This is a genomic window from Citrobacter sp. Cpo089 (assembly GCF_030332695.1).
GTDB classification, from domain to species: Bacteria; Pseudomonadota; Gammaproteobacteria; order Enterobacterales; family Enterobacteriaceae; genus Citrobacter; species Citrobacter portucalensis.
The window spans coordinates 181,813-191,910 of the sequence record NZ_JAOWHJ010000072.1 but is presented as its reverse complement, the minus strand read 5'-3'; the positions used below and the strand labels follow the sequence as shown (position 1 = coordinate 191,910).

General features: G+C 57.8%; 9 protein-coding genes and 5 pseudogenes. 9 read left to right on the top strand and 5 right to left on the bottom strand.

Translation table 11 applies throughout. The annotated features are described in order from the left end of the window. Positions 1-7: 7 nt before the first annotated feature. From OGX92_RS19880 to OGX92_RS19860, 5 genes and pseudogenes are all read right to left on the bottom strand, one after another. Positions 8-1,159: an IS30-like element IS30H family transposase gene (locus tag OGX92_RS19880; protein WP_001254955.1), complete on the bottom strand. Its 1,152-nt coding sequence runs from the start codon at positions 1,157-1,159 to the stop codon at positions 8-10. Between the two features lie 67 nt (positions 1,160-1,226). After that, positions 1,227-1,484, bottom strand: a pseudogene (locus OGX92_RS19875) (transposase); the annotation flags it as partial. Positions 1,485-1,556: 72 nt separating this feature from the next. Next, a pseudogene (locus OGX92_RS19870) lies at positions 1,557-1,817 on the bottom strand (transposase); the annotation flags it as partial. Between the two features lie 217 nt (positions 1,818-2,034). After that, positions 2,035-2,199: pseudogene (locus OGX92_RS19865) on the bottom strand (transposase domain-containing protein); the annotation flags it as partial. After that, on the bottom strand, positions 2,144-2,407 hold the full coding sequence (locus tag OGX92_RS19860; protein ID WP_001247776.1) for a transposase: 264 nt from the start codon (positions 2,405-2,407) through the stop codon (positions 2,144-2,146). The gene OGX92_RS19860 and the pseudogene OGX92_RS19865, both read right to left, overlap by 56 nt. Positions 2,408-2,421: 14 nt before the next feature. Between OGX92_RS19860 and OGX92_RS19855 the strand changes: the two genes are divergently transcribed. From OGX92_RS19855 to hdeD-GI, 9 genes and pseudogenes are all read left to right on the top strand, one after another. Beyond that, a complete protein-coding gene (locus OGX92_RS19855; RefSeq protein ID WP_001295708.1) occupies positions 2,422-2,685 on the top strand; it encodes a hypothetical protein in 264 nt (87 codons plus the stop codon). A 218-nt stretch (positions 2,686-2,903) separates the two neighbouring features. Further along, positions 2,904-3,185 (top strand): helix-turn-helix domain-containing protein, encoded by a 282-nt coding sequence (locus OGX92_RS19850; protein ID WP_000643630.1) that lies wholly within the window; start codon positions 2,904-2,906, stop codon positions 3,183-3,185. Between the two features lie 34 nt (positions 3,186-3,219). Further along, complete coding sequence (hsp20, locus tag OGX92_RS19845; RefSeq protein WP_000350435.1) at positions 3,220-3,789, top strand: small heat shock protein sHSP20; 570 nt, start codon at positions 3,220-3,222, stop codon at positions 3,787-3,789. A 105-nt stretch (positions 3,790-3,894) separates the two neighbouring features. Continuing rightward, positions 3,895-6,744 carry a heat shock survival AAA family ATPase ClpK gene (gene clpK, locus OGX92_RS19840; protein WP_016154561.1) on the top strand — a complete coding sequence of 950 codons (2,850 nt, stop codon included), beginning with the start codon at positions 3,895-3,897 and terminating at the stop codon, positions 6,742-6,744. Continuing rightward, positions 6,660-6,884: pseudogene (locus tag OGX92_RS23640) on the top strand (hypothetical protein); the annotation flags it as partial. The gene clpK and the pseudogene OGX92_RS23640, both read left to right, overlap by 85 nt. Positions 6,885-6,971: 87 nt before the next feature. After that, positions 6,972-7,430 (top strand): annotated as a pseudogene (gene hsp20-GI / locus OGX92_RS19830) (small heat shock protein sHSP20-GI). Positions 7,431-7,452: 22 nt separating this feature from the next. Further along, a complete protein-coding gene (yfdX1, locus tag OGX92_RS19825; protein ID WP_016154559.1) occupies positions 7,453-8,367 on the top strand; it encodes a heat resistance protein YfdX1 in 915 nt (304 codons plus the stop codon). A gap of 102 nt (positions 8,368-8,469) precedes the next feature. Next, the gene (gene yfdX2 / locus OGX92_RS19820; protein ID WP_016154558.1) at positions 8,470-9,357 is read left to right on the top strand and encodes a heat resistance protein YfdX2; all 888 of its coding nucleotides are present in this window, start codon (positions 8,470-8,472) and stop codon (positions 9,355-9,357) included. An 89-nt stretch (positions 9,358-9,446) separates the two neighbouring features. Then, positions 9,447-10,058, top strand: a complete 612-nt coding sequence (gene hdeD-GI, locus OGX92_RS19815; protein WP_001090779.1) for a heat resistance membrane protein HdeD-GI — start codon at positions 9,447-9,449, stop codon at positions 10,056-10,058. The last annotated feature ends 40 nt before the right edge of the window (positions 10,059-10,098 follow it).

Sequence of the window (10,098 nt, the reverse complement as noted above, 5' to 3'; positions counted from 1 at the left end):
TGTAGATTCAATCTGTCAACGCAACACCCCTTTCAATTATCTCTTTAGGTGTTTTGAACTTCAGTGTCTTTCTCGGTCTGTTGTTTAGCTGAGCTGCAACCTGATCCAGCTCATATTGAGTATATTGGGCAAGGCATGTCTTTTTGGGAAAGTACTGTCGGATTAGCCCATTAGTGTTTTCGTTTGTTCCCCGCTGCCAGGGGCTCTGAGGATCGCAGAAGTAAACTTTAACTCCTGTGCTGCCAGTAAATTCCAGATGTCTGGCCAGCTCCATTCCTCTGTCCCATGTCAGTGATCGCCGGAGTTCAGGTGGTAAGCTCAGGAATTTATCTGTAAGAGCCTGATTCACTGATAAAGCGTCTTTGCCCCTGAGTCTCAGGATGATCGTATAACGTGATTTTCGGTCTACAAGTGTGGCTATATGGGAGTTTTTTGTACCCGAGACTAAATCGCCTTCCCAGTGTCCCAGAGAGCGTCTGTTATCGATATGCCGGGAACGTTCGTGGATTGGCGTTCCGTTCACTATGTTGATAGTGCCTCTTTCACCTTTGCGAGTATGGCGCCTGCCATGACGGAGGCTGTGCGATCGGCGCAGGTGCTGTACGTTCAGGTGGTGTAGCGCTTCACGACTACGAAAGTAAAGCGTCTTATAAATTGTCTCAGGTGATATTCGTAGTGTTTTTTGACGCGGCTTCGTTCGCCTTAACCATCCTGATATTTGCTCTGGGGACCACTTCATCTCAAGCTTTTCCAGAACAAGCTCTCGCAACGGCATATTCTGATCCAGTAAGCACGGTTTTGGTCTTTTAGCCATCCTGTTGGCCCGGTTATTCGCATCAACGGCTTTGTAATAGCGCCTACCACGATTACGCTGAACTTCACGTGAGATTGTTGAAGGGCTACGATTCAGCATTGTAGCGATGGCTCGAATGCTCATTTTAGCTGACAGACCGGCTCGTATTTCCTCGCGCTCAGACAGCGTCAGGTGAGCAACAGCTCGCTTGCGCTCATTGGGTTTTATGCCGCCAGTATCTCTTAACATCGTGAAGATGGTCCCTGGTTTCGAACCCAGGATATTAGCTATCTCACTGAAGCCTTTTCCGTTCTTCCACAGTTCAAAAACAGATGTTTTTTCCTTTGCTGTAAATGTTCGTCTCATTCAACAATCCTCCGCAACTACATGTTTTCACATGACTGTTGCGTTGACCAATTGAATCTACAGTAGCCTTTTTTAATATTTCATTATCCATTTCAATGCGTTGTAGCTTTTTCCTCAGCTCACGTATTTCGATTTGTTCTGGTGTTATCGGAGAGGCTTTTGGTGTTTTGCCCTGACGCTCATCACGCAGTTGTTTGACCCATCTTGTCATTGTGGAAAGGCCAACATCCATAGCTTTGGCGGCATCTGCCACCGTGTAGTTCTGGTCAACAACCAGTTGAGCGGATTCGCGTTTAAACTCTGCGCTGAAATTTCTTTTTTTCATTGGAGCACCTGTGTTGTTCTGAGGTGAGCATATCACCTCTGTTCAGGTGGCCAAATTCAGTGTGCCACTTCAGGAACCATCACGATCACGTGGAGTACGTAATCCCATCGGCCCGTCGGTAGTGGTGACGGTTTTCGTGGAATAGCCATTACGGGAGTTGGTTCCCGATTTGGGCTGATTTTTATCATGTCCCAGATGGTGAGTCAGTTCAGCGTTGAGAGCAGCCTCAACACTGATTTTCTTGAGCAGGCGATCGAACTGACTGAGATCTTCAGGGGTTTTGAGATTTTTGGCCAGTTCGTTAGCCAGAGCCTGCAATTGTTTGTCGTCCATAATTTAACCTTCATTTGATGTTGAATTGAACATATCAAAATCAGGCAATTACACAAATATATGTACAGGCTCGCACCTGGGCTTGCCTGACTGACCGCAGGCCGGCGACGACAAGGTGGAAAAGTTCGGCGTGTGGCTCTGGCGGCAACGATCCCGCGAAGGGCGGACGGTGCTTGAGCTGTTGAACGTAAGCATGCGGGCAAACCATCTTGCGCGACTATGCCGGATGCCACCTATGCGGCAGCAGCTCTGCAATCTCACTAGCTCGCTGCGTCGGCAACCGTCTCAGCACATCCTTGAGATAGGCATACGGATCGTGCCCATTATTACGGGCCGACTGGATCAAACTCATGATCGCAGCAGCGCGCTTGAGCATGCGAACCCGCGCCGAGCATTTGAGAAGGCAACGGGATGAACGCTGGCTGGATAGCCGTGGTTTTCTGGGTAAGCAGGCGAATCCATTTGTGGACGAGGTTGGCATTGAGGCTGTAGCCCAAGGCGATGTTTGCGATGGAGGCACCGGGTTCAGAACACTCCTGAATGACCTGGGCCTTGAAAGATTTGCTGTAGGTACGGCGCTGAGGGCGCATGGAAAATCCGCTTGATGGGCCATGGCCTTCGGCGGCGGTGTCGGGAAGGTGTGTTGGCCGGACGGATACTGTTGAACTACGTTGTCTGGGGCAACGGAAGTGTTTCGGCCCGACTCTGGAACGCGATCCGCAGCGACGACTGGGCAATTCCGCACGTTGGCCTGAGCAGCCTCGGGGAAATCGTCGTCTGGGCGCGCCCAGACGAGTTTCCGCCAAGGAACATGCAGACAAGCAAGGGGCTGCGGGCACTCGGCTACAACGTGAGGATCGGTGTTTGATCGAGGCACCTGTGGCACACGCAGGCTGAGGAGCCAGGCGCTGTCCATTGCCTGATCAGGCCGCCCCCCTGTGCCTTGCCTGAGCAGTTGACCTGCATCAATGGGGCGGGAGAACGCTGCACATTGACTCTTGACTCTTTAAGTTTTTCATGGTAGGCCTAGTATTGCAAGGATTTCCTTGGCCGGAACCGCAAAGCGACGCGATTGGAGAGGGTGAGATGAAAGCGCACCTACAGGTGATTTTCACGCTCGATGAATTGGCTGCGTACTTGAAAGTCGGCAAGCGGACGCTTTATCGGCTCGCCGCACACGGGGAAATTCCGGCTTTCAAGGTGGGCGGGACGTGGCGGCTTCGTCAAAGTGAAATCGATCAGTGCATCAATGATCAGACCCGAGCCGGAGCAAAGAAGGAGGTGATGCGCAAGCGTGAACAGCAGAAGTCATCCGAGCAGCCCGTGTCGCCTGGGCGCACTGCCCGTCGCAGCAGGCAAAGGGCTTGAGTAACTCGTTTTCCAATTTTTCTGGAGGTATGACATGGACATCGATTTCAAGAAGTTGGCTCCCTGGAACTGGTTCAAGAACGAGCAGCAAGAGCAGCAGACCGCCTCTTCCCTGCCGGTGCAGCGCAATGACCTGCCAGCGGCGAGCGGGCCAGTCAGCCCGATCCTGCAACTGCATCGGGAAATCGACCGGCTGTTCGATGACGCATTCCGGGGCTTCGGTTTTCCGGCGTTGAACATGCCGCAGTGGCCATCCGATTGGTCGGGCATGCTGAAGCCGGCCCTGGACATCCAGGAAACCGACAAGCAGTACAAGATTGCCCTGGAAGTGCCCGGTGTCGAGGAGAAGGACATCCAGATCACCCTCGACAACGACGTGCTGATGGTGCGTGGCGAGAAGCGCCAGGAACAGGAGAAGAAGGAAGGTGGCTTCCACCGTGTGGAGCGCTCCTACGGCAGCTTTCAGCGTGCCTTGAACCTGCCTGACGACGCCAACCAGGATTCGATCAAGGCATCGTTCAAGAACGGGGTGCTCACGGTCACGATCGACAAGCGCGAGGTCAGTGCGCCGAAGCAGGGACGCTCGATCCCGATCAACGGCTGACGTCGCCGGCTCGTTCGTCACAAGAAAAACCCGGCCCGAGACGAGGTGTCGCGGCTCGCGATGCCTCGTCGCCTCAACCTTTTCAACCTTCTAAGGAGCATCAGCATGGCCAGAAAACAATGCCAGGTCTGCGGCCAACCCGCCACCGTGCGGGTGGAAGCCAATCTCAACGGTCGTCACAGCACCATGCTGTTGTGCGACGACCATTACCGGCAATTAGTGCGCCAGCAAAAGCGCACCGTTTCGCCGCTGGAAGCCTTGTTCGGTTCGCGCAGCGGCCTGTTCGAGGACTTCCTCGGCAGTGACTTCTTCCGCATCGGCGACGACGCGACGCCAGTTGCCGCCGATACCGATGACGTGGTCGATGCCTCGTTTGGCGAGCCCGCCGCAGCAGGTTCGGGTGCACCGCGCCGTCGCGGCAGTGGGCTGGCCAGCCGCATCAGCGAACAGTCGGAAGCCTTGTTGCAGGAGGCCGCCAAACACGCTGCCGAATTTGGCCGCTCCGAGGTGGATACCGAACATCTGCTGCTGGCGCTGGCCGACAGCGACGTGGTCAAGACCATCCTGGGTCAGTTCAAGATCAAGGTCGATGACCTCAAGCGGCAGATCGAGTCTGAGGCCAAGCGCGGGGACAAGCCCTTCGAGGGCGAGATCGGCGTGTCGCCGCGCGTGAAGGATGCGCTCAGCCGCGCCTTCGTGGCCTCCAATGAACTCGGCCATTCTTATGTCGGTCCAGAGCATTTCCTGATCGGTCTGGCCGAGGAAGGCGAAGGGCTGGCCGCCAACCTGCTGCGCCGCTACGGCCTGACGCCGCAGGCGCTGCGCCAACAGGTCAGCAAGGTGGTCGGCAAGGGCGCCGAGGATGGACGCGCAGAGACGCCGACCAACACGCCAGAACTCGACAAGTACTCGCGCGACCTGACCAAGATGGCGCGCGACGGCAAGCTCGACCCGGTGATCGGCCGCGCGCAGGAGATCGAAACCACCATCGAGGTGCTGGCCCGGCGCAAGAAGAACAACCCGGTGCTGATCGGCGAGCCGGGTGTGGGCAAGACCGCCATCGTCGAAGGGCTGGCGCAGCGCATGGTGGCGGGTGAAGTGCCCGAGACCTTGCGCGACAAGCGCCTGGTGGAACTCAACATCAACGCCATGGTGGCCGGCGCCAAATATCGCGGCGAGTTCGAGGAGCGCGTGCAGAAGGTGCTGAAGGAGGTGACCGAGCACCAGGGCGAGCTGATTTTGTTCATCGACGAGGTGCACACCATCGTCGGTGCCGGCCAGGGCGGTGGCGAAGGCGGGCTGGACGTGGCCAACGTGTTCAAACCGATGATGGCGCGCGGTGAACTCAACCTAATCGGCGCCACGACGCTGAACGAGTACCAGAAATACATCGAGAAGGATGCCGCACTGGAGCGGCGCTTCCAGCCGGTGACGGTGCCCGAGCCGACGGTGGCCCAGGCCATCATGATTCTGCGCGGCCTGCGCGACACCTTCGAGGCGCACCACAAGGTCAGCATCTCCGAGGACGCGATCATCGCGGCGGCCGAGTTGTCTGACCGCTACATCACGGCGCGCTTCCTGCCGGACAAGGCGATCGACCTGCTCGACCAGGCGGCCGCGCGCGTCAAGCTGTCGGCCACGGCCCGGCCGGTGGCCGTGCAGGAGCTGGAGTCCGAACTGCACCAGCTGCGGCGTGAACAGGATTACGTGGCCGCGCGCAAGCAGTACGACCAGGCCGCCGAGCTCGGCAAGCGCATCGAAGCCAAGGAGGCCGAGCTCAAGAAGCTCGTCGAGAACTGGGAGCGGGAGCGGGCCTCCGGCAGTGCCGAGGTCAAGGCGGAACACGTGGCGCAGATCGTCTCGCGCCTGACCGGCATCCCGGTCAACGAGTTGACGGTGGAAGAGCGCGAAAAGCTGCTGCACTTGGAACAACGGCTGCACGAGCGCCTGGTGGGACAAGACGAGGCGGTCCGTGCCGTGGCCGATGCCGTGCGGCTGTCCCGCGCCGGCCTGCGCGAAGGCAGCAAACCGGTGGCTACCTTCCTGTTTCTGGGCCCGACCGGGGTGGGCAAGACCGAGCTCGCCAAGGCATTGGCCGAATCGATCTACGGCGATGAGCACGCCCTGTTGCGCATCGACATGTCGGAATATGGCGAACGCCATACCGTGGCGCGGCTGGTGGGCGCGCCTCCGGGCTATGTCGGTTACGACGAAGGCGGTCAGCTCACCGAGAAGGTGCGGCGCAAGCCCTACAGCGTGCTGCTGCTCGACGAGATCGAGAAGGCACACCCTGACGTCTACAACATCCTGCTGCAAGTGTTCGACGACGGTCGCCTCACCGACGGCAAGGGCCGGGTGGTGGATTTCACCAACACCATCATCATCGCCACGTCCAACCTGGGTTCGGACATCATCCAGCGACGGCTGAAGGCGCGTGGGGCGGCCGACGAGGAGTACGAAAAGACCAAGGCCGAGGTCATGGACGTGCTGCGCGGCCACTTCCGGCCCGAGTTCCTCAACCGCATCGACGAGATCATCGTCTTCCATGCGCTGGGCAAGGAGGAGATCCGCCACATCGTCGGCCTGCAGCTCGATCGCGTGGCGCGCAGCGCCGCCAGCCAGGGCGTGACGCTCACTTTCGATCAGACGCTGATCGACCATTTCGCGGAAGAAGGCTACAAACCCGAGTTCGGTGCGCGTGAACTCAAGCGCCTGATCCGCAGCGAGCTGGAAACTGCGCTGGCGCGCGAGATGCTCGGTGGCAGCATCGGCAAGGGCGATCACGCCAGCGCACGCTGGGACGACAAGGCCGAACGCGTGGTGTTCGAACGCAAAGAGCTACCGCAGACCCCGGCCGAGCCGGAGCAGCCGGATGTCGCGAAGGCGACCGAGACGCCGCACGGCGACGCTGGCAAAGGCTCGCGCAAGAAGAAGTCGGCGAGCGACGCATCGTGATGGGCGTGTTCGAGCACGCCTACCGGATTCTCGACATCAACCGCGCGGTGCTGGAGCGCTGTGCGCGCGAGCTGCTGGCGCGGGAAACGCTCGACGAAAGCGATATCCGTCAATTGACTCAAGGACTTGTTCGGAACTGAAAACAGTAGTAGGTGCCATTCAGAGTAAACCGACGGCTCTGTTCAGTGCGTCATCCAATTCGTCGGCATTGTTCAAGGAGAACCGATATGTCTGCATTGACTCCGTGGGACCCCTTCCGGGAACTGGATGAATTGCAAAACCGCCTGGCGACGATGTTCGGATGAATACCCCAGCGACAGGGCGCCCGTACCGGCAACGAAGCCATGACCACGGCGGACTGGGCACCAATGGCGGACATCAGCGAGGATGAGAACGCATTCCTCCTCAAGCTGGATCTGCCGGAGGTCCCCAAGGATGCCGTGCGCGTCAGCGCGGAAAACGGTGTGCTCACCATCAGCGGCGAGCGCAAACTGGAAAAAGAGGAGCAGGGCAAGAAGTTCCACCGCATCGAACGTGCGTATGGCCGCTTTGTGCGCAGCTTTGTCTTGCCTGACAACGTTGATCCGACCAAGGTGACGGCTTCCATGAAAGACGGCGTGCTGGAAGTGCGGCTTGTCAAGGCCGAGCAAGCCAAACCGAAACAGATTGAAATCTCAGTCAACTAACTTCAACCAAGAGCCCAAGATCATGAATATCAAACAGCCACAATACACCTTCTCCGCACTTGCCCTGGCGGTCGTCGTCGGACTGAGCGGACCGGCTCTGGCCCAATCGGCGGCAGGTTCTAGCCCAGGTGCTGCAGCACCCTCTGCCGCATCCAAGGCGGCACAGCCACAGGTAGATGACAAGGCCGCCCGGGAAGCCGATAAAAAGCGTGCCGAGCTCACTCAAGACGCCATCACGGCGCTCACCAAGACCCAGGAGGCTTTGACCCTCCTTGATGCAAAGAAGACCAAGGAGGCGCTTGCTGCGCTGGAACTGGCCAGCGGAAAGCTGGAACTGGTATTGGCACGCGACGCCAAACTTGCTTTAGCGCCGGTCGATGTACGCGTCATCACCCACGATATCCACGCCAACGTGGAATCGGTAAAGAAAGCGGTCAAGTTGTCTCGGGAGTTGTTGGGTGATGGCGAGGTGCAAAAGGCCCGGCCCATCGTTGCCAATCTGGCCAGCGAAATCGTAATCCAAACCGACAACCTTCCGATGGCAACGTACCCGGCAGCGATCAAGTCGGCCGCACGGCTCATCGACAGCGGCGAGATCGACAACGCCAAAGCGGAACTCGTCCGAGCACTGAACACGCTGGTGGTGACCTCGGTCGCCTTTCCTCTGCCCGTGCTACGGGCCGAAGCCGCGATGGCAAAAGCTGAAAAGCTGGCCGAGACCGACAGGCGCGATGCCAAGCAGAACGAGGAGCTCAGCACCTTGCTGTCGTCCGTGCGCACGGAGATCGAGATGGCGCAGATCCTGGGTTATGGCAAGAAGGCGGACTTCAAACCCATCTTCGATCAGGTGAAGTCCATTGAGCAAAAGTCGGCTGGTGGCAAAAGCGGCAAGGGATGGTTCGACGAGTTGAAGACGCGCATCCAAAAGCTGTTTTGAGGTGATGAAGGGGCTGACTGCTCTGCCGGTCAGTCTCGCGATGTTCGCATTCAGCCCCAATAGATTCGCCTATTTTCACTATCTCATACGAGGCATATCACCATGAATGAGCAAACACCGAATCCCAATGCGACGAACGAAGGAATAAACGAACAGGCCGCGGTAAGCAGCCTTCCTGTCAGTCCAGAGTCCAAGCCTGAAGTCGTCACGGAGGTACAGCCTGAGGTTCAGAAAGAAACGGACTCACAGGCGGCAGACAAACGTAAACAAGTCCTCGATGAGGCAGTCTCGGCCTTGTCGCTGACCAAATCAGCGCTGGCCGCACTTGACGGCAAGGACACTGCACGCGCATTGGCAACGCTGGCCGAAGTGACGGGAAAGCTGGAGCTGATCGTCGCGCGCGAACCCACGCTCGCCCTGGCCGGCGTTGATGTGCGCACCATCGTGCACGACTTGTTCGCCAACACGGAAACCATTGAGGCGATGACCGACGAGGCGCTGGATGCCCTCAAACATGGCGAGGTGCAACAGGCTCGCCACGTGCTGGCTTTGCTGGCCAGTGAAATCGTGATCACGGTCACCAACATCCCTTTGGCGTCCTATCCCGCAGCCGTGAAGGCAGTCGTGCCGCTGATCGATCAGGGCAAGATCGAAGAAGCCAAAGCCGCGCTGCAGTCAGCGCTCAGCACGCTGGTCGAGGAGCGCAGCGTGCTTCCGCTGCCCGTCCTGCGTGCGAAGCTGCTCCTGAAGCGCGCCGAGCCCCTGGTAGAAGATGGTCAGCGCAGCGAAGCATCCAATGAGCGCCTGGAGACATTGTTGAACGAAGCCCGGCAGCAGTTGGAAATGGCAGAACTGCTGGGCTATGGAAAAAGGAAGGACTTTGAGCCCCTGTACGCTGAACTCAAGAAAATCAAGGAAAAGACGGGAGGGGGAGGCTGCGGAAAAGGCTGGCTCGATGAAGTCAAGGCAAAACTGTCCAAGTTGTTCTGAAACCGCTGGAGAGGGGGCGCATAGCGCCCCCTCTCTTGTCCCATGAGTGTTTGATTTTTTATTTTGTATAGATCTTTAGGAGATATTGCATGAACACAGACACCATCGCCAATTCCAATGCGGATGACCCCACCAAAGCACTGTGTTCGCTGAGCCAAAATTGGTGGCTTTTTGTGCTGCGCGGTGTCTTGGCATTGATTTTTGCAGCCCTCGCGTTCTGGATGCCACAATCGGCTCTGTTGGCCATGACCATCATGTTCGGCGCATTTTCCTTGGTCAATGGCGCGTTCAACTTGTTTGCAGCGGTGCGCCATATCCAGAAAAAAGAGCGCTGGGGCTGGTTGCTGTTCAGCGGCATTGTCGGCATACTTACGGGCGTCGTCGTCCTGGTTGCTCCTTGGGTCGCCACGATAGTCTTGGCTTCTTTTTTATGGGCTAGCGTGGGCTTCTGGGCGATTTTCACCGGTGTGCTGGAGATATCCGCCGCCGTTCGGCTGCGTCGGGAAATCAAGGGTGAAATCTGGCTTGCCCTCAGTGGACTGCTCTCGATTATCCTTGGTGCTATCGTCTTGTGGATATTTTTTACCCGTCCGGTCGAGTCATTCGTGGCCGCAGGCTGGCTGTTGGGTTTCCATGCGGCAGTCTATGGCGTCACGCTTTTGTTCTTGAGTTGGAGTCTTCGCAAAACGCGCCTGGGGTAAGAGCGTGCCAAACCAAAATCTATGGATATGAGCATCCTCG